We start from the raw sequence: 19,636 nt of genomic DNA on the forward strand, positions 1-19,636 counted from the left end.
ACGCGACGCATGAAAGCAGCGGCAAAGACGCACAAACCAAAACGCCAGGAAGAACAAGCCAACTTTATCAGTTGGCGTTTTGCGTTACTGTGCGGTTGTATTTTGCTGGCGCTGGGGTTCCTGCTGGGGCGCGTTGCCTGGCTGCAAATCATCGCGCCTGACATGCTGGTGCGCCAGGGCGACATGCGCTCTCTGCGCGTCCAGGAAGTTTCCACATCGCGCGGTATGATTACCGACCGTTCAGGACGTCCGTTGGCGGTGAGTGTGCCGGTTAAGGCTATCTGGGCTGATCCAAAAGAAGTGCATGATGCGGGCGGCGTTAGCGTTGGTGAACGTTGGAGAGCGCTTTCGACTGCGTTGAACATTCCGCTTGATCAACTGGCCTCCAGAATTAACGCTAACCCGAAAGGGCGTTTTATCTACCTCGCACGTCAGGTCAACCCTGACATGGCTGACTACATCAAGAAACTGAAGCTACCGGGGATCCATTTGCGTGAAGAATCCCGTCGTTACTACCCTTCCGGGGAAGTGACCGCTCACCTCATCGGTTTCACCAACGTCGACAGCCAGGGGATTGAAGGCGTTGAGAAGAGTTTTGATAAATGGCTCACCGGTCAACCTGGCGAGCGTGTGGTGCGTAAAGATCGCTATGGCCGTGTTATTGAAGACATCTCGTCGACCGATAGCCAGGCGGCGCATAATCTTGCATTAAGTATTGATGAGCGCTTGCAGGCGCTGGTCTACCGCGAACTGAACAACGCTGTTGCCTTTAACAAAGCAGAATCGGGCAGCGCCGTGTTAGTCGATGTTAACACGGGTGAAGTGCTGGCGATGGCGAATAGCCCTTCCTATAACCCAAACAACCTCACCGGTACGCCGAAGGATGCAATGCGTAACCGTACCATCACTGACGTGTTCGAGCCGGGTTCTACCGTCAAACCGATGGTGGTGATGACGGCACTGCAGCGCGGTGTGGTTCGCGAAAATACCGTACTGAACACTATTCCCTACCGAATTAATGGTCACGAAATTAAAGACGTGGCGCGTTATAGCGAATTGACCCTCACCGGGGTCTTGCAGAAGTCGAGTAACGTCGGTGTTTCCAAGCTGGCGTTAGCGATGCCGTCCTCAGCGTTAGTAGATACTTACTCACGTTTTGGGCTGGGAAAAGCGACCAATTTGGGGTTGGTCGGAGAACGCAGTGGCTTATATCCTCAAAAACAACGGTGGTCTGACATAGAGAGGGCCACCTTCTCTTTCGGCTATGGGCTAATGGTAACCCCGTTACAGTTAGCGCGAGTCTACGCAACCATCGGCAGCTATGGCGTTTATCGCCCGCTGTCGATTACCAAAGTTGATCCTCCTGTTCCGGGCGAGCGTATCTTCCCGGAGTCGACCGTACGCACCGTGGTGCACATGATGGAAAGCGTCGCGCTGCCTGGCGGCGGCGGCGTGAAGGCGGCGATTAAAGGCTATCGCATCGCTATTAAAACCGGTACGGCGAAAAAAGTAGGGCCGGATGGCCGCTACATCAATAAATACATTGCTTATACCGCAGGTGTTGCGCCTGCGAGTCAGCCGCGCTTCGCGCTGGTTGTTGTTATCAACGATCCGCAGGCGGGTAAATACTACGGTGGCGCCGTTTCCGCGCCGGTCTTTGGTGCCATCATGGGCGGCGTACTGCGTACCATGAACATCGAACCGGATGCGCTGGCAACGAGCGATAAAAATGAATTTGTGAATAATCAAGGCGAGGCAACAGGTGGCAGATCGTAATTTGCGCGACCTTCTTGCTCCATGGGTGCCGGGTGCACCGGAGCGAGCACTGCGGGAGATGACACTCGACAGCCGTGTGGCTGCATCGGGGGATCTCTTTGTGGCAGTGGTAGGTCATCAGGCGGACGGGCGTCGATATATCCCGCAGGCGATAGCGCAAGGTGTAGCTGCCATAATTGCAGAGGCAAAAGACGAGGCAACCGACGGTGAAATCCGTGAAATGCACGGTGTGCCTGTAATCTATCTTAGCCAGCTTAATGAACGTTTATCTGCACTGGCGGGCCGCTTTTACCACGAGCCATCTGAGAATATGCGCCTGGTCGGTGTGACCGGGACCAACGGTAAAACCACCACCACCCAACTGCTGGCGCAATGGAGTCAGTTGCTTGGTGAGACCAGTGCAGTGATGGGCACGGTAGGCAATGGTCTGCTGGGCAAGGTGATCCCGACCGAGAATACCACCGGTTCAGCTGTTGACGTTCAGCACGTGCTGGCGGGACTGGTTGAGCAGGGTGCAACGTTTGGAGCAATGGAAGTCTCGTCCCACGGTCTGGTTCAGCATCGCGTGGCGGCTTTGAAATTTGCCGCATCGGTATTTACCAATTTAAGTCGTGATCACCTCGACTATCACGGCGATATGGAGCATTACGAAGCGGCTAAATGGCTGCTGTACTCCACCCATCATTGCGGTCAGGCCATCGTCAATGCCGATGATGAAGTTGGTCGTCGCTGGCTGGCAAAACTGCCGGATGCGGTTGCCGTTTCGATGGAAGACCATATCAACCCTAACTGTCACGGACGTTGGTTGAAAGCAGTAGACGTGAATTACCACGACAGCGGCGCGACAATTCGTTTCACTTCTTCGTGGGGCGACGGTGAAATTGAAAGCCGCCTGATGGGGGCATTCAACGTCAGCAACCTGCTGCTGGCGCTGGCAACGCTGCTGGCGCTCGGGTATCCGTTAGCAGAATTACTGAAAACGGCTGCGCGCCTGCAACCGGTTTGTGGACGTATGGAAGTGTTCAGCGCGCCGGGCAAAACCACGGTGGTGGTTGATTATGCCCACACGCCGGATGCGCTGGAAAAAGCGTTGCAGGCAGCACGTCTACACTGTGCCGGTAAACTGTGGTGCGTCTTTGGCTGTGGCGGCGATCGTGACAAAGGTAAACGCCCGCTGATGGGGGCTATTGCAGAGCAGTTTGCTGATGTAGTCGTGGTGACGGACGACAACCCGCGCACCGAAGAACCACGCGCCATCATTAACGACATTCTGGCGGGGATGCTGGATGCCGGGCATGCGAAGGTGATGGAAGGGCGCGCTGAAGCGGTGACAAACGCCATCATGCAGGCGAAAGAAAACGACGTGGTGCTGGTGGCAGGGAAAGGTCACGAGGATTACCAGATCGTCGGGTCTCATCGCCTTGACTACTCTGACCGTGTTACGGCAGCCCGCTTGCTGGGGGTGATCGCATGATTAGCGTAACCCTCAGCCAACTGACGGAGATCCTCCGAGGCGAACTGAAAGGGGCCGATCTGACCCTGGATGCAGTTACAACCGATACGCGTAAAGTCACGCCGGGCTGTTTGTTTGTGGCGCTGAAAGGCGAACGTTTTGATGCTCACGATTTTGCTGAACAAGCAAAAGCGAGCGGGGCTGGCGCACTGCTGGTTAGCCGTCCGCTGGAAATCGATTTGCCGCAATTGATTGTGAAGGATACGCGACTGGCGTTCGGTGAGCTGGCAGCGTGGGTTCGCGCGCAAGTTCCGGCTCGCGTGGTAGCGCTGACCGGTTCATCCGGTAAAACGTCTGTCAAAGAGATGACCGCTTCTATTCTGAGCCAGTGCGGAAATACCCTGTACACGGCTGGCAACCTGAATAATGACATTGGCGTACCAATGACGCTGCTGCGGTTAAACAACAATTATGACTATGCCGTGATTGAACTTGGCGCCAATCATCAGGGTGAGATCGCGTGGACTGTCGGTCTGACGCGTCCAGAAGCTGCGCTGGTTAACAATCTTGCTGCGGCTCACCTGGAAGGGTTTGGTTCGCTTGCGGGTGTGGCCAAAGCCAAAGGCGAAATCTTTACCGGTCTGTCGGCGAACGGCATTGCCATTATAAATGCTGATAACAACGACTGGCTGAACTGGCAGAACGTTATTGGCGATCGCAAAGTCTGGCGCTTTTCCCCGAATGCGGCCAACAGCGATTTTTCTGCAACCAACATTCACATCACCTCGCACGGTACAGAGTTTTCTCTGCAAACGCCTGTGGGCAGCATTGATGTCCTGCTGCCATTACCGGGCCGCCACAACATTGCCAACGCATTGGCTGCGGCCGCGCTCTCAATGGCAGTTGGCGCTACGCATGAGGCAATTAAAACCGGTCTGAAGGATCTGAAAGCAGTGCCGGGGCGTCTGTTCCCGATTCAACTTGCTGAAAATCAGCTGCTGCTGGACGACTCCTATAACGCGAACGTTGGTTCGATGACCGCGGCGGTACAGGTTCTGTCCGAAATGCCGGGCTACCGTGTGCTGGTGGTGGGGGATATGGCAGAGCTTGGTGCGGAAAGTGAAGCATGCCACGTACAGGTAGGTGAAGCAGCGAAAGCGGCAGGCATTGACCGTGTACTGAGTACAGGGAAACTGAGCAAGGCAATTAGCGATGCCAGCGGGGTTGGCGAGCATTTTGCGGATAAAACCGTGCTGACCGCGCATCTTAAAACGCTGATTGCAGAGCATCAGGTAATGACGATTTTAGTGAAGGGTTCACGTAGTGCCGCTATGGAAGAGGTAGTACGCGCATTACAGGAGAATGGAACATGTTAGTTTGGCTGGCCGAACATTTGGTCAAATATTATTCCGGCTTTAACGTCTTTTCCTATCTGACGTTTCGCGCCATCGTCAGCCTGCTGACCGCGCTGTTCATCTCTTTGTGGATGGGCCCGCGCATGATTGCCCGTCTGCAAAAAATGTCTTTTGGTCAGGTCGTTCGTAACGACGGCCCGGAATCACACTTCAGTAAACGCGGTACGCCGACTATGGGCGGCATTATGATCCTCACCGCGATTGTCATCTCCGTTCTGCTGTGGGCCTATCCATCGAATCCTTACGTCTGGTGCGTGTTAGTGGTTCTGATTGGCTACGGCATTATCGGTTTCGTAGATGATTACCGCAAAGTCGTGCGTAAAGACACCAAGGGTCTGATAGCCCGCTGGAAGTACTTTTGGATGTCGGTGATTGCGTTAGGTGTTGCGTTCGCGCTGTATCTGGCGGGGAAAGATACTCCGGCAACTGAGCTGGTGGTGCCGTTCTTTAAAGATGTGATGCCGCAGTTGGGTCTGTTCTATGTCCTGCTGGCGTATTTCGTCATTGTTGGTACCGGTAATGCGGTTAATCTGACCGATGGTCTGGATGGTCTGGCGATTATGCCTACCGTGTTCGTCGCGGCCGGATTTGCGCTGGTGGCGTGGGCGACCGGTAACATGAACTTTGCCAGCTATCTGCATATTCCCTATTTGCGCCATGCCGGTGAACTGGTGATCGTCTGTACGGCGATTGTTGGCGCGGGCCTGGGCTTCCTGTGGTTTAACACCTATCCGGCTCAGGTCTTTATGGGCGATGTCGGTTCGCTGGCGCTGGGTGGCGCGCTGGGCATTATTGCTGTGCTGCTGCGTCAGGAATTCCTGTTGGTGATCATGGGTGGCGTATTTGTGGTAGAAACCCTGTCGGTTATTTTGCAGGTTGGTTCCTTTAAGCTGCGTGGACAGCGCATCTTCCGAATGGCGCCGATTCATCATCACTATGAATTGAAAGGCTGGCCGGAGCCGCGCGTGATTGTGCGCTTCTGGATTATTTCGCTGATGCTGGTGCTGATTGGCCTGGCAACGCTGAAGGTACGTTAATCATGGTTGATTACCAGGGTAAAAAAGTCGTCATTATCGGTCTGGGTTTGACCGGGTTGTCCTGCGTAGATTTCTTCCTCGCGCGTGGTGTAACGCCGCGCGTAATGGATACCCGTGCGACACCGCCGGGCCTGGATAAATTACCTGAAGCGGTTGAGCGTCATGTCGGCAGTCTGAATGATGACTGGCTGCTGGCTGCGGATTTAATCGTCGCCAGCCCTGGTATTGCACTGGCGCATCCTTCGTTAAGCGCTGCCGCGGATGCGGGTATTGAAATTGTCGGCGATATAGAACTGTTCTGCCGTGAAGCGCAGGCACCGATCGTCGCGATTACTGGCTCCAATGGTAAAAGTACGGTTACCACGTTAGTTGGCGAGATGGCGAAAGCGGCCGGTGTAAACGTGGGGGTGGGTGGCAACATTGGTTTACCCGCACTCATGCTACTGGACGCTGAACGTGAACTGTATGTTCTGGAGCTCTCCAGCTTCCAACTGGAGACAACCTCCAGCCTGCAGGCCGTGGCAGCAACCATTTTGAACGTTACTGAAGATCATATGGACCGCTATCCGTTTGGGTTGCAGCAGTATCGTGCCGCCAAACTGCGCGTCTACGAGAACGCGAAAGTCTGCGTCGTAAACGCAGATGATGCGTTAACCATGCCGATTCGTGGCGCCGATGAGCGTTGTGTGAGCTTTGGCGTCAATATGGGCGATTATCACCTTAACCGTCAGCAAGGGGAGACCTGGCTGCGGGTGAAGGGTGAAAAAATATTGAACGTGAAAGAGATGACTCTTTCCGGTCAGCATAACTATACCAACGCACTTGCGGCGTTGGCGCTGGCTGATGCAGCGGGTCTGCCTCGCGCCTCTAGTCTGAAAGCGCTGACGACATTCACCGGTCTGGCGCACCGCTTCCAACTGGTACTGGATCATAACGGCGTGCGGTGGATCAACGACTCGAAAGCCACCAATGTGGGCAGTACTGAAGCCGCGTTGAATGGACTACATGTTGATGGCACTTTGCATCTGCTCCTCGGTGGCGATGGAAAATCAGCAGATTTCTCTTCACTGGAGCGTTATTTGCACGGTGATCGTGTGCGTCTGTACTGCTTTGGGCGAGATGGTGGACAGCTGGCGGCACTGCGTCCGGACATCGCCGAACAGACTGAAACGATGGAAGAGGCGATGCGTTTGCTCGCTCCCCGCGTGAAGCCGGGTGATATGGTGCTGTTGTCGCCAGCTTGTGCCAGCCTTGATCAGTTCAAGAATTTTGAACAACGAGGCGATGTCTTTACCCGCCTGGCGAAGGAGTTGGGTTGATGCGATTATCTCTCCCTCGTCTGAGAATGCCGCGCTTACCAGGATTTGGTGTCCTGGCGTGGATCTTCGCGGCACTTAAAGGCTGGGTGATGGCTTCGCGTGACAAAGACGCGGATAGCCTGATCATGTACGACCGTATGCTGTTGTGGTTGACGTTCGGTCTGGCAGCGATCGGTTTTATCATGGTCACATCTGCGTCAATGCCTGTGGGGCAACGTCTGGCGGGCGATCCCTTCCTGTTCGCCAAGCGTGATGCACTGTACATTTTTCTGGCGTTCTGTCTGGCCATGGTTACGCTGCGTCTGCCTATGGAATTCTGGCAAAAGTACAGCACCACAATGCTGATCGCGTCGATCATCATGTTGCTGATCGTGCTGGTGGTTGGTAGCTCCGTTAACGGGGCATCACGCTGGATCGCACTGGGGCCGCTGCGTATTCAACCTGCGGAATTTACTAAGCTGTCGCTGTTCTGTTATCTCGCCAACTATCTGGTGCGTAAAGTTGATGAGGTACGTAACAACCTTCGCGGCTTCTTAAAACCGATGGGCGTGATTCTGGTGCTGGCCGTGCTACTGCTGGCACAGCCTGACCTCGGAACGGTAGTGGTGCTATTTGTCACTACGCTGGCGATGTTGTTCCTTGCCGGGGCTAAATTGTGGCAGTTCATTGCCATCATCGGTATGGGGATTTCGGCGGTGGTGCTGCTGATCCTCGCGGAGCCGTACCGTATTCGCCGTGTAACCTCTTTCTGGAACCCATGGGAAGATCCGTTTGGCAGCGGTTACCAGCTGACGCAATCTTTGATGGCTTTCGGACGTGGTGAGATTTGGGGTCAGGGGCTGGGTAATTCAGTACAAAAACTGGAGTATTTGCCGGAAGCACACACTGACTTTATCTTCGCCATTATTGGGGAAGAACTGGGTTATATCGGTGTGGTACTGGCACTTTTAATGGTATTCTTCGTCGCTTTTCGCGCGATGTCGATTGGTCGTAAGGCGCTGGAAATTGACCACCGTTTTTCAGGTTTCTTAGCCTGCTCCATCGGGATCTGGTTCAGTTTTCAGGCGCTGGTCAACGTCGGCGCGGCAGCAGGTATGCTGCCAACGAAAGGTCTGACGCTGCCGCTGATCAGTTATGGTGGTTCCAGTTTGTTGATCATGTCGACAGCCATCATGTTTTTGTTACGTATTGATTATGAAACGCGTCTGGAAAAAGCCCAGGCGTTTACACGAGGTGCACGATGAGTGGTCAACCGAAGCGGTTAATGGTGATGGCGGGCGGTACCGGCGGGCATGTGTTCCCGGGGCTGGCTGTCGCCCACCATTTAATGGCCCAGGGCTGGCAGGTTCGTTGGCTCGGCACCGCCGATCGTATGGAAGCGGACTTAGTGCCGAAGCATGGCATTGAAATTGACTTTATTCGCATCTCCGGTTTGCGTGGAAAGGGCATTAAAGCATTGCTGGCTGCGCCATTACGTATTTTTAATGCCTGGCGTCAGGCTCGCGCCATCATGAAGCAGTTTAAACCTGACGTAGTGCTCGGTATGGGCGGTTATGTGTCAGGTCCCGGTGGGCTGGCTGCCTGGTCGTTAGGTATTCCGGTGGTGCTGCACGAACAGAACGGCATCGCGGGATTGACCAATAAATGGCTGGCGAAGATTGCAACGACGGTCATGCAGGCATTTCCTGGCGCCTTCCCTAAAGCGGAAGTGGTGGGTAACCCGGTGCGGACCGATGTGCTGGCGTTACCGTTACCCCAGGTTCGTCTGGCCGGACGTGAAGGCCCGGTTCGCGTGCTGGTTGTTGGTGGATCTCAGGGCGCGCGAGTGCTGAATCAGACGCTGCCGCAGGTTGCCGCAAAACTTGGTGACGAGGTGACTATCTGGCATCAGAGCGGCAAAGGCGCACAGCAAACCGTTGAACAGGCTTACGCCGAAGCGGGGCAGCCGCAGCATAAGGTCACCGAGTTTATTGATGATATGGCCGCAGCCTATGCGTGGGCGGATGTCGTCGTGTGTCGTTCTGGTGCACTGACGGTGAGTGAGGTTGCTGCTGCAGGTTTACCAGCGCTGTTTGTGCCGTTTCAACACAAAGACAGGCAACAGTACTGGAATGCGCTTCCACTGGAAAAAGCGGGCGCAGCAAAAATTTTAGAGCAGCCGCAGTTTACTGTGGATGCCGTCGTAAGCACCCTTTCCGGGTGGTCGCGAGAAACTTTATTAACCATGGCAGAACGTGCACGCGCTGCATCCATACCGGATGCCACTGAGCGTGTGGCAAATGAAGTTAGTCGGGCTGCCCGGGTGTAATTGTGGTGATGCCTTTTGCATCACAGGATATTTCGAAGTTAATGGCGTAAAGAATGAATACACAACAATTGGCAAAACTGCGTTCCATCGTGCCCGAAATGCGTCGCGTTCGGCACATTCACTTTGTCGGCATCGGTGGTGCTGGTATGGGCGGTATTGCCGAAGTTTTGGCCAATGAAGGTTATCAGATTAGCGGTTCTGACTTAGCGCCGAATCCGGTTACTCAGCAGCTGACCAACCTGGGGGCCACCATTTTCTTCAACCATCGTCCGGAAAACGTGCGTGATGCGAGCGTGGTAGTAGTTTCCAGCGCAATTTCTGCAGATAACCCGGAAATCGTTGCGGCACACGAGGCACGTATCCCGGTGATCCGCCGTGCAGAGATGCTTGCAGAGTTAATGCGTTTTCGTCACGGCATCGCCATTGCCGGGACGCATGGTAAAACCACGACGACCGCGATGGTTTCCAGTATCTATGCGGAAGCGGGGCTGGATCCAACCTTCGTAAACGGTGGTCTGGTGAAAGCGGCGGGCGTGCATGCGCGTCTGGGGCATAGCCGTTATTTGATTGCGGAAGCGGATGAGAGCGATGCGTCGTTCCTGCATTTGCAGCCGATGGTGGCGATTGTCACCAATATCGAAGCTGACCATATGGATACTTACCATGGTGATTTCGAAAATTTAAAACAGACCTTTATTAATTTCCTGCATAACTTGCCGTTTTATGGTCGTGCGGTGATGTGCGTTGACGATCCGGTGATCCGCGAATTGTTACCACGCGTAGGTCGCCAGACAACGACCTATGGTTTTAGCGATGACGCAGACGTACGCGTTGAAGATTATCAGCAGATTGGCCCACAGGGGCACTTCACGCTGATGCGTCAGGGGATGGCCGATCTGCGCGTGACGTTGAATGCGCCAGGGCGTCACAATGCGCTGAACGCGGCGGCAGCTGTTGCCGTGGCAACGGAAGAGGGCATTGAAGACGAGGCGATCCTACGCGCGCTGGAAAGTTTCCAGGGAACCGGACGTCGTTTTGACTTCCTTGGTGAATTCCCACTTGAACCGGTAAACGGTAAAACAGGGACCGCGATGCTAGTGGATGACTACGGGCATCATCCAACGGAAGTGGATGCAACGATTAAAGCTGCACGTGCAGGCTGGCCGGATAAAAATCTGGTGATGTTGTTTCAGCCGCACCGCTTCACGCGTACCCGCGATCTGTACGATGACTTTGCCAACGTACTGACTCAAGTAGACACGCTGCTGATGCTGGATGTTTATGCTGCAGGTGAAGCGCCGATTCCTGGTGCTGACAGTCGTTCACTGTGCCGTACTATCCGTGGTCGCGGTAAGATCGACCCTATTTTAGTGTCCGATCCGGCTCAGGTGGCGGAAATGTTGGCACCGGTATTAACCGGAAACGATCTGATTTTGGTGCAAGGTGCTGGAAATATCGGCAAAATCGCGCGTTCCTTAGCTGAAATCAAACTGAAGCCGCAAAACCCGGAGGAAGAACAACATGGCTGATAAAATTGCGGTCCTGTTGGGAGGAACCTCCGCAGAGCGAGAAGTATCGCTGAATTCTGGTGCAGCTGTACTGGCCGGATTACGTGAAGGTGGTGTGGATGCACACCCGATTGACCCAAAAGAGATTGATGTCACTCTTCTGAAATCTATGGGCTTTCAGAAGGTGTTTATTGCGTTACATGGCCGTGGCGGTGAAGATGGCACCTTGCAGGGCATGTTGGATCTGATTGGCCTGCCGTACACCGGCAGTGGGGTCATGGCTTCTGCTATCTCGATGGACAAACTGCGCAGTAAGTTGCTGTGGAAGGGCGCAGGCTTACCCGTTGCGCCGTGGGTCGCATTGACCCGCGCTGAGTTCGAAAAAGGGCTTGGTGATGAAGTGGTTACGAAAATCTCTGCGCTAGGTTTACCGCTTATTGTTAAGCCAAGCCGCGAAGGCTCCAGCGTGGGGATGTCAAAAGTTGAAGAAGAAAATGCTTTGCAGAGTGCATTAGCATTGGCTTTTCAGCATGATGAAGAAGTACTGATCGAAAAATGGCTAAGTGGCCCGGAATTCACAGTTGCGATACTTGGCGAAGAAATTTTACCGTCAATACGTATCCAACCGGCGGGAACCTTCTATGATTATGAGGCGAAGTATCTGTCTGATGAGACACAATATTTCTGTCCCGCTGGTCTGGAAGACGAACAAGAAGCGGCTTTACAGGCATTAGTCCTGAAAGCATGGACTGCGTTGGGCTGTAAAGGTTGGGGACGCATCGACGTCATGCTGGACAGCGATGGTCAGTTTTATCTGCTGGAAGCGAATACCTCTCCGGGTATGACCAGCCATAGTCTGGTGCCCATGGCGGCGCGTCAGGCGGGCTTAAGCTTCTCGCAGTTGGTGGTACGAATTCTGGAGTTGGCGGACTGATATGTCGCAGGCTGCGCTGAACACGCGAAACGGTGATGAAGAAGAGGTTCTCTCCTCACGCCGCAATAATGGAACGCGTCTTGCAGGAATACTGTTTCTGCTGACAGTGCTGTGCACCGTGTTTGTGAGCGGCTGGGTGGTGTTGGGATGGATGGAAGATGCGCAGCGTTTGCCTTTGTCGAAGCTGGTATTGACCGGTGAACGGCATTACACGCGCAATGACGATATTCGTCAGTCCATTCTGGCGCTAGGCGCACCTGGAACCTTTATGACTCAGGATGTGAATATCATCCAGAGTCAAATTGAACGCCTCCCCTGGATTAAACAGGCGAGTGTCAGAAAGCAGTGGCCCGATGAATTGAAGATTCATCTGGTTGAATATGTGCCGATAGCGCGTTGGAATGACCAGCATATGGTGGATGCTGAAGGAAATACATTCAGTATACCGGCTGGTCGAGCTAACAAGCAGGTATTACCTATGTTGTATGGCCCGGAAGGCAGCGCAAATGAAGTGTTGCAAGGGTTCCGCGATATGGGGCAGGTGCTGGCTAAGGATAGATTCACCCTGAAGGAAGCGGCGATGACCGCTCGTCGTTCCTGGCAGTTGACGCTGAATAACGATATTAAGCTCAATCTGGGCAGGGGCGATACGATAAAACGTTTGGCTCGCTTTGTGGAACTTTACCCGGTTTTACAGCAGCAGGCGCAAACCGATGGCAAACGGATTAGCTACGTTGATTTGCGTTATGACTCAGGAGCGGCAGTAGGCTGGGTTCCCTTGCCTCCTGAGGAATCTAATCAGCAACAGAATCAGGCACAGGCAGAACAACAATGATCAAGGCGACGGACAGAAAACTGGTAGTTGGACTGGAGATTGGCACCGCGAAGGTAGCCGCTTTAGTAGGGGAAGTTCTGCCCGACGGTATGGTCAATATCATTGGCGTGGGCAGTTGCCCGTCGCGAGGTATGGATAAAGGTGGGGTGAACGACCTTGAGTCAGTGGTGAAGTGCGTACAGCGCGCCATTGACCAGGCTGAACTGATGGCGGATTGCCAGATTTCTTCGGTGTATCTGGCGCTTTCAGGTAAACATATTAGCTGTCAGAATGAAATTGGTATGGTGCCGATTTCCGAAGAGGAAGTGACCCAGGAAGATGTGGAAAACGTTGTGCATACGGCAAAATCCGTACGCGTACGCGATGAGCATCGTGTTTTGCACGTTATTCCACAGGAATACGCCATTGATTACCAGGAAGGTATTAAAAATCCGGTGGGTCTTTCCGGCGTGCGTATGCAGGCAAAAGTTCATCTGATTACCTGCCACAACGATATGGCGAAGAACATTGTTAAAGCCGTTGAACGTTGTGGTCTGAAAGTTGACCAACTTATATTTGCCGGGTTGGCAGCCAGTTATTCTGTTTTGACGGAAGACGAACGTGAACTGGGTGTCTGCGTGGTGGATATCGGTGGTGGTACAATGGATATCGCCGTTTATACTGGCGGGGCATTGCGTCATACCAAAGTAATTCCTTACGCAGGGAATGTGGTAACCAGCGATATCGCGTACGCCTTTGGTACGCCGCCAAGTGATGCTGAAGCCATCAAAGTTCGTCATGGCTGCGCACTGGGTTCTATCGTTGGTAAAGATGAAAGCGTTGAAGTGCCAAGCGTGGGCGGTCGTCCGCCACGCAGTCTGCAGCGTCAGACCCTGGCAGAAGTGATTGAGCCGCGTTATACCGAGCTGCTTAACCTGGTCAACGAAGAGATATTGCAATTACAGGAACAGCTTCGCCAGCAGGGTGTGAAACATCACCTGGCGGCGGGGATTGTGTTAACCGGCGGTGCTGCGCAAATTGAAGGCCTTGCAGCCTGCGCTCAGCGCGTGTTCCATACGCAGGTACGTATTGGCGCACCGCTGAATATCACCGGTCTGACAGATTATGCCCAGGAGCCGTATTATTCAACGGCTGTGGGGCTGCTTCACTACGGGAAAGAATCCCATTTGAGTGGTGAGGCTGAAGTTGAAAAACGCGTTACGGCATCGGTTGGCTCGTGGATCAAACGACTCAATAGCTGGCTGAGAAAAGAGTTCTAATTTTTATGAGGCTGGCAAATATTACGGCCTCAGGCGACAGGCACAACGGAGAGAGAAACTATGTTTGAACCTATGGAACTAACCAATGACGCGGTGATTAAAGTCATCGGCGTCGGCGGCGGCGGCGGTAATGCCGTTGAACACATGGTGCGCGAGCGCATCGAAGGTGTTGAATTCTTCGCGGTGAATACCGACGCTCAGGCGTTGCGTAAGACGGCGGTTGGACAGACCATTCAGATTGGTAGCGGCATCACCAAGGGTCTGGGCGCGGGTGCAAACCCGGAAGTCGGTCGCAATGCGGCAGATGAAGATCGTGAAGCTCTGCGTGCAGCGCTTGACGGCGCAGACATGGTGTTTATCGCAGCAGGCATGGGTGGCGGTACCGGAACCGGTGCAGCGCCAGTGGTAGCTGAAGTAGCAAAAGATTTAGGTATTCTGACCGTTGCTGTCGTCACCAAGCCTTTTAACTTCGAAGGCAAGAAGCGTATGGCATTCGCGGAGCAGGGGATCACTGAGTTGTCCAAACATGTGGACTCTCTGATCACTATCCCGAACGATAAACTGCTGAAAGTGCTGGGACGCGGTATTTCTCTGCTGGACGCGTTTGGTGCAGCGAACGATGTGCTGAAAGGCGCAGTTCAGGGTATCGCCGAACTGATCACCCGTCCGGGTCTGATGAACGTTGACTTTGCAGACGTGCGCACAGTGATGTCCGAAATGGGCTACGCGATGATGGGTTCCGGTGTGGCGAGCGGTGAAGACCGTGCAGAAGAAGCGGCTGAAATGGCTATCTCTTCTCCGCTGCTGGAAGACATCGATCTGTCGGGTGCGCGTGGCGTGCTGGTCAACATTACTGCGGGCTTCGACCTGCGTCTGGATGAGTTCGAAACTGTAGGTAACACCATCCGTGCATTTGCATCGGATAACGCGACCGTGGTTATCGGTACCTCTCTGGACCCGGATATGAACGACGAACTGCGCGTCACTGTTGTTGCCACTGGAATTGGTATGGACAAGCGTCCTGAAATCACTCTGGTGACCAACAAGCAGGTACAGCAACCAGTAATGGATCGTTACCAGCAGCACGGTATGGCACCGTTGACGCAAGAACAGAAACCGGTAGCAAAAGTGGTAAACGACAATACGCCGCAAACCACCAAAGAGCCGGATTATCTGGATATCCCCGCATTCCTGCGTAAGCAAGCTGATTAAGAATTAGCTGGAATTTGGGAATTGTGCCTCTTTGTGCTAAACTGGCCCACCGAATGTATAGTACACTTCGGTTGGATAGGTAATTTGGCGAGATTATACGATGATCAAACAAAGGACTCTTAAACGTATCGTTCAGGCGACTGGCGTCGGTTTGCATACCGGCAAAAAAGTCACCCTGACATTACGCCCTGCGCCGGCCAACACCGGGGTCATCTATCGTCGCACCGACTTGAATCCTCCGGTAGATTTCCCGGCCGATGCCAAATCTGTGCGTGATACCATGCTCTGTACGTGTCTGGTCAATGAGCATGATGTACGGATTTCAACCGTTGAGCACCTGAATGCTGCTCTGGCGGGCTTAGGTATCGATAACATTGTTATTGAGGTTAATGCCCCGGAAATCCCGATCATGGATGGCAGTGCTGCTCCGTTCGTTTACCTGCTGCTTGATGCAGGTATTGAAGAACTGAACTGCGCCAAAAAATTTGTACGCATCAAAGAGACTGTTCGTGTCGAAGATGGCGACAAGTGGGCTGAATTCAAACCGTACAATGGTTTCTCGTTGGACTTTACCATCGACTTTAACCATCCGGCGATTGACTCCAGTACACAGCGCTATGCGATGAACTTCTCTGCGGATGCGTTCATGCGCCAGATTAGCCGCGCGCGTACTTTCGGTTTCATGCGTGATATCGAATATCTGCAGTCCCGTGGCCTGTGCCTGGGCGGCAGCTTCGATTGTGCCATCGTTGTTGACGATTATCGCGTATTGAACGAAGACGGTCTGCGTTTTGAAGATGAATTCGTTCGTCACAAAATGCTCGACGCGATTGGTGATTTGTTCATGTGTGGTCACAATATTATTGGTGCATTTACTGCGTATAAATCCGGTCATGCATTGAATAACAAATTGTTGCAGGCCGTCCTGGCAAAACAGGAAGCCTGGGAATTTGTGACCTTCCAGGACGATGCAGAACTGCCGTTGGCGTTCAAAGCACCTTCGACCGTACTGGCGTAACGACACAAGCTGTCGCATAAATTCGACTGGTAAATCTGGCACTCTCTCCGGCCAGATGAGCCAGTCGTTTTTTTATTGTATTGATTGACCACTACCTTTCCCGATGCAATTTTTTCTCTGTCACGACATTAAAATACAGTGCGTTCGCTGCTTTCTTAAGCATATTTAGCTGTGACTTATCGTCATTACTGCTGTGGAGCGTACACTTTAATGATAAGATTTGTGCGCAAAAAAAGTTTTGAATTCATAACCCCAAATTCAGGGTATATCAGGTGGCAATAACGTGAGTGGAATACTGACGCGATGGCGACAGTTAGGCAGACGGTACTTCTGGCCGCATCTCCTGTTGGGGATGGTCGCGGCGAGTTTTGGCCTGCCTGCGCTCGGTAATACTGCTGAACCTAATACTCCCGCAAAAGCGACAGCCAGTAATCACGATCAATCAGCTAAGGTTAACTTTAGCCAGCTCGCATTGCTGGAAGCGACTAATCGTCGTCCGAATTTTACCGTCGATTATTGGCATCAGCATGCTATTCGTACGGTCATTCGCCACCTATCTTTTGCCATGGCCCCTCAGGCGCTTCCCGTTGCCGAAGAGCCCTTGCCAATTCAGGCGCATCATCTTGCTTTGCTGAATACGCTCAGCGCGATGCTGACGCAAGAAGGCCGACCGCCAGCGACCGTAAGTCGCGTGACGTATGCACATTTTACTTCTCAAGCCGCGTTTAGCATCCCTGTCTGGATAAGCCAGCGACAGGGGATCCGCGCTGGCCCCCAACGCCTCAGTTAAAAAAGAAACTTCCAACTTATAATTTTTGACTCCGCACCGCGGGGCGTTTGAGATTTTATTATGCTAATCAAATTATTAACGAAAGTATTCGGTAGCCGTAACGAACGTACGCTGCGTCGTATGCGTAAAGTGGTTAACGTCATTAATGCGATGGAACCGGAGATGGAAAAACTCTCCGATGACGAACTGAAAGCAAAGACCGCCGAATTCCGTGCGCGTCTGGAAAAGGGCGCAAGTGTTGAAAGCCTGATCCCTGAAGCGTTTGCTGTTGTCCGTGAGGCGAGTAAGCGCGTGTTTGGCATGCGCCACTTCGACGTCCAGTTGCTGGGTGGTATGGTCCTCAACGATCGCTGCATCGCCGAAATGCGTACCGGTGAAGGTAAAACTTTGACCGCAACGCTGCCCGCTTACCTGAATGCGTTAAGTGGTAAGGGCGTACACGTTGTCACCGTCAACGACTATCTGGCGCAGCGTGACGCCGAAAATAACCGCCCGCTGTTTGAATTCCTCGGCATGACCGTGGGTATCAACATGTCAGGATTACCTGCACCTGCTAAGCGTGAAGCTTATGCGGCAGATATCACCTACGGTACCAACAACGAATACGGCTTTGACTACCTGCGCGACAACATGGCATTTAGCCCGGAAGAGCGTGTTCAACGTAAACTGCACTATGCGCTGGTGGATGAGGTCGACTCCATCCTGATCGATGAAGCGCGTACTCCGCTGATCATTTCCGGCCCGGCAGAAGACAGCTCGGAAATGTACAAAAAAGTGAACAAAATCATCCCGCATCTGATCCGTCAGGAGAAGGAAGATTCTGATACTTTCCAGGGCGAAGGCCACTTCTCTGTCGATGAGAAAGCACGTCAGGTGAACCTGACGGAACGTGGTCTGGTACTGATTGAAGAACTGCTGGTGAACGAAGGCATTATGGATGAAGGTGAGTCACTGTACTCTCCGGGCAACATTATGCTGATGCATCACGTGACTGCTGCTCTGCGTGCGCACGTCCTGTTCACTCGCGATGTGGACTACATTGTGAAAGACGGTGAAGTTATCATCGTCGATGAGCACACCGGTCGTACTATGCAGGGGCGTCGCTGGTCCGATGGCCTGCATCAGGCTGTCGAAGCGAAAGAAGGGGTGGATATCCAGAACGAAAACCAGACTCTGGCTTCCATCACATTCCAGAACTACTTCCGTTTATACGAAAAACTGGCCGGTATGACCGGTACAGCAGATACCGAAGCGTTTGAATTCAGCTCTATCTACAAACTTGATACTGTTGTCGTGCCGACGAACCGTCCGATGATCCGTAAGGATTTACCGGATCTGGTGTACATGACTGAAGCTGAAAAAATTCAGGCAATCATTGAAGATATTAAAGAGCGTACCGCTAATGGCCAGCCGGTGCTGGTGGGTACTATCTCCATTGAAAAATCTGAAGTGGTCTCTAATGAGTTGACCAAAGCGGGTATCAAGCACAACGTTCTTAACGCCAAGTTCCACGCTAACGAAGCGGCGATTGTCGCGCAGGCGGGCTATCCGTCAGCCGTTACGATCGCAACTAACATGGCGGGGCGTGGTACGGATATCGTGTTGGGTGGTAGCTGGCAAGCCGAAGTCGCTGAGCTGGAAAACCCAACTGAAGAGCAGATCGCGAAGATTAAAGCTGACTGGCAGGTTCGCCATGACGCAGTATTAGCATCTGGCGGGTTGCACATTATTGGTACTGAGCGTCACGAGTCACGTCGTATCGATAACCAGCTGCGCGGTCGTTCTGGTCGCCAGGGGGATGCGGGTTCCTCTCGTTTCTACCTGTCGATGGAAGATGCGCTGATGCGTATTTTTGCCTCTGACCGTGTGTCTGGCATGATGCGTAAACTGGGTATGAAGCCGGGTGAAGCGATTGAACACCCGTGGGTAACTAAAGCGATTGCTAACGCCCAACGCAAGGTTGAAAGCCGTAACTTCGATATTCGTAAGCAACTGCTTGAATACGATGACGTCGCCAACGATCAGCGTCGCGCAATTTACAGCCAACGTAACGAGCTGCTGGACGTATCCGACGTAAGCGAAACCATCAACAGTATCCGTGAAGATGTCTTCAAAGCGACAATTGATGCGTACATTCCGCCTCAGTCACTGGAAGAGATGTGGGATATTCCGGGCCTGCAGGAACGTTTGAAAAACGACTTCGATCTCGAAATGCCGATCTCAGAGTGGCTGGATAAAGAGCCTGAGCTGCATGAAGAAACGCTGCGCGAACGTATTCTGGCGAATGCCATTGAAGTTTATCAGCGTAAAGAAGAAGTTGTGGGCGCTGAAATGATGCGTCATTTCGAAAAAGGAGTGATGCTGCAAACCCTCGATTCCCTGTGGAAAGAGCACCTTGCCGCGATGGACTACCTGCGCCAGGGTATTCACCTGCGTGGTTACGCACAGAAAGATCCGAAGCAGGAATACAAACGCGAATCTTTCTCCATGTTTGCTTCAATGCTGGAATCACTTAAATATGAAGTGATCAGCACCCTGAGTAAAGTTCAGGTGCGTATGCCTGAAGAGGTGGAAGCGATGGAGCAGCAGCGTCGCGAAGACGCTGAGCGTTTAGCGCAGATGCAGCAGTTGAGCCATAAAGATGACGAGTCTGCTGTTGCAGAAGAGCTGGCAGCGCAAACCGGTGATCGTAAAGTCGGTCGTAACGATCCTTGCCCTTGCGGTTCTGGTAAAAAATACAAACAGTGCCATGGTCGTCTGAGCTAAAAAAAT

The 19,636-nt window shown here is 53.0% G+C and carries 15 protein-coding genes; all 15 read left to right on the plus strand.

Annotation, left to right across the window (positions count from 1 at the left end; genetic code table 11):
- The first annotated feature begins 9 nt into the window (after positions 1-9).
- The 15 genes from ftsI (at position 10) to secA (ending at position 19,630) form a co-directional block, all read left to right on the plus strand.
- A complete protein-coding gene (gene ftsI / locus LG384_RS03685; protein ID WP_045439796.1) occupies positions 10-1,776 on the plus strand; it encodes a peptidoglycan glycosyltransferase FtsI in 1,767 nt (588 codons plus the stop codon).
- Positions 1,763-3,250: a UDP-N-acetylmuramoyl-L-alanyl-D-glutamate--2,6-diaminopimelate ligase gene (gene murE / locus LG384_RS03690; protein ID WP_048222059.1), complete on the plus strand. Its 1,488-nt coding sequence runs from the start codon at positions 1,763-1,765 to the stop codon at positions 3,248-3,250. The genes ftsI and murE overlap by 14 nt, the downstream gene beginning before the upstream one ends.
- Complete coding sequence (gene murF / locus LG384_RS03695) at positions 3,247-4,605, plus strand: UDP-N-acetylmuramoyl-tripeptide--D-alanyl-D-alanine ligase (RefSeq protein ID WP_225760465.1); 1,359 nt, start codon at positions 3,247-3,249, stop codon at positions 4,603-4,605. The genes murE and murF overlap by 4 nt, the downstream gene beginning before the upstream one ends.
- Positions 4,599-5,681, plus strand: a complete 1,083-nt coding sequence (gene mraY, locus LG384_RS03700) for a phospho-N-acetylmuramoyl-pentapeptide-transferase (RefSeq protein ID WP_045439803.1) — start codon at positions 4,599-4,601, stop codon at positions 5,679-5,681. Before murF ends, mraY begins: the two co-directional genes overlap by 7 nt.
- A gap of 2 nt (positions 5,682-5,683) precedes the next feature.
- On the plus strand, positions 5,684-7,000 hold the full coding sequence (gene murD, locus LG384_RS03705; RefSeq protein ID WP_200011457.1) for a UDP-N-acetylmuramoyl-L-alanine--D-glutamate ligase: 1,317 nt from the start codon (positions 5,684-5,686) through the stop codon (positions 6,998-7,000).
- The gene (ftsW, locus tag LG384_RS03710) at positions 7,000-8,244 is read left to right on the plus strand and encodes a cell division protein FtsW (RefSeq protein WP_045439809.1); all 1,245 of its coding nucleotides are present in this window, start codon (positions 7,000-7,002) and stop codon (positions 8,242-8,244) included. Before murD ends, ftsW begins: the two co-directional genes overlap by 1 nt.
- Positions 8,241-9,308: an undecaprenyldiphospho-muramoylpentapeptide beta-N-acetylglucosaminyltransferase gene (murG, locus tag LG384_RS03715; protein WP_225760466.1), complete on the plus strand. Its 1,068-nt coding sequence runs from the start codon at positions 8,241-8,243 to the stop codon at positions 9,306-9,308. Before ftsW ends, murG begins: the two co-directional genes overlap by 4 nt.
- Positions 9,309-9,361: 53 nt before the next feature.
- On the plus strand, positions 9,362-10,837 hold the full coding sequence (murC, locus tag LG384_RS03720; RefSeq protein WP_045439815.1) for a UDP-N-acetylmuramate--L-alanine ligase: 1,476 nt from the start codon (positions 9,362-9,364) through the stop codon (positions 10,835-10,837).
- A complete protein-coding gene (locus tag LG384_RS03725; RefSeq protein ID WP_225760467.1) occupies positions 10,830-11,750 on the plus strand; it encodes a D-alanine--D-alanine ligase in 921 nt (306 codons plus the stop codon). The genes murC and LG384_RS03725 overlap by 8 nt, the downstream gene beginning before the upstream one ends.
- A 1-nt stretch (position 11,751) precedes the next feature.
- Positions 11,752-12,585, plus strand: coding sequence for a cell division protein FtsQ (ftsQ, locus tag LG384_RS03730; protein ID WP_045439820.1), 834 nt, complete (start codon positions 11,752-11,754; stop codon positions 12,583-12,585).
- The gene (ftsA, locus tag LG384_RS03735; protein ID WP_003018755.1) at positions 12,582-13,844 is read left to right on the plus strand and encodes a cell division protein FtsA; all 1,263 of its coding nucleotides are present in this window, start codon (positions 12,582-12,584) and stop codon (positions 13,842-13,844) included. Before ftsQ ends, ftsA begins: the two co-directional genes overlap by 4 nt.
- Before the next feature lie 60 nt (positions 13,845-13,904).
- The gene (ftsZ, locus tag LG384_RS03740) at positions 13,905-15,056 is read left to right on the plus strand and encodes a cell division protein FtsZ (protein ID WP_003018753.1); all 1,152 of its coding nucleotides are present in this window, start codon (positions 13,905-13,907) and stop codon (positions 15,054-15,056) included.
- Positions 15,057-15,156: 100 nt separating this feature from the next.
- The gene (gene lpxC / locus LG384_RS03745; protein WP_045439825.1) at positions 15,157-16,074 is read left to right on the plus strand and encodes a UDP-3-O-acyl-N-acetylglucosamine deacetylase; all 918 of its coding nucleotides are present in this window, start codon (positions 15,157-15,159) and stop codon (positions 16,072-16,074) included.
- 283 nt (positions 16,075-16,357) lie between these two features.
- A complete protein-coding gene (gene secM, locus LG384_RS03750; RefSeq protein ID WP_048222056.1) occupies positions 16,358-16,864 on the plus strand; it encodes a secA translation cis-regulator SecM in 507 nt (168 codons plus the stop codon).
- Positions 16,865-16,924: 60 nt separating this feature from the next.
- Complete coding sequence (gene secA, locus LG384_RS03755; protein WP_045439831.1) at positions 16,925-19,630, plus strand: preprotein translocase subunit SecA; 2,706 nt, start codon at positions 16,925-16,927, stop codon at positions 19,628-19,630.
- The last annotated feature ends 6 nt before the right edge of the window (positions 19,631-19,636 follow it).

It is taken from the genome of Citrobacter sp. Marseille-Q3906 (assembly GCF_916618775.1).
Lineage (GTDB): Bacteria > Pseudomonadota > Gammaproteobacteria > Enterobacterales > Enterobacteriaceae > Citrobacter > Citrobacter murliniae.

Excerpts from the sequence above, each read along its gene's own strand:
- ftsI (WP_045439796.1), top strand. The coding sequence starts at position 10 with ATGAAAGCAGCGGCAAAGACGCACAAACCAAAACGCCAGGAAGAACAA.
- murF (WP_225760465.1), top strand. The coding sequence starts at position 3,247 with ATGATTAGCGTAACCCTCAGCCAACTGACGGAGATCCTCCGAGGCGAA.
- mraY (WP_045439803.1), top strand. The coding sequence starts at position 4,599 with ATGTTAGTTTGGCTGGCCGAACATTTGGTCAAATATTATTCCGGCTTT.
- murD (WP_200011457.1), top strand. The coding sequence starts at position 5,684 with ATGGTTGATTACCAGGGTAAAAAAGTCGTCATTATCGGTCTGGGTTTG.
- ftsW (WP_045439809.1), top strand. The coding sequence starts at position 7,000 with ATGCGATTATCTCTCCCTCGTCTGAGAATGCCGCGCTTACCAGGATTT.
- murG (WP_225760466.1), top strand. The coding sequence starts at position 8,241 with ATGAGTGGTCAACCGAAGCGGTTAATGGTGATGGCGGGCGGTACCGGC.
- murC (WP_045439815.1), top strand. The coding sequence starts at position 9,362 with ATGAATACACAACAATTGGCAAAACTGCGTTCCATCGTGCCCGAAATG.
- LG384_RS03725 (WP_225760467.1), top strand. The coding sequence starts at position 10,830 with ATGGCTGATAAAATTGCGGTCCTGTTGGGAGGAACCTCCGCAGAGCGA.
- ftsQ (WP_045439820.1), top strand. The coding sequence starts at position 11,752 with ATGTCGCAGGCTGCGCTGAACACGCGAAACGGTGATGAAGAAGAGGTT.
- ftsA (WP_003018755.1), top strand. The coding sequence starts at position 12,582 with ATGATCAAGGCGACGGACAGAAAACTGGTAGTTGGACTGGAGATTGGC.
- ftsZ (WP_003018753.1), top strand. The coding sequence starts at position 13,905 with ATGTTTGAACCTATGGAACTAACCAATGACGCGGTGATTAAAGTCATC.
- lpxC (WP_045439825.1), top strand. The coding sequence starts at position 15,157 with ATGATCAAACAAAGGACTCTTAAACGTATCGTTCAGGCGACTGGCGTC.
- secA (WP_045439831.1), top strand. The coding sequence starts at position 16,925 with ATGCTAATCAAATTATTAACGAAAGTATTCGGTAGCCGTAACGAACGT.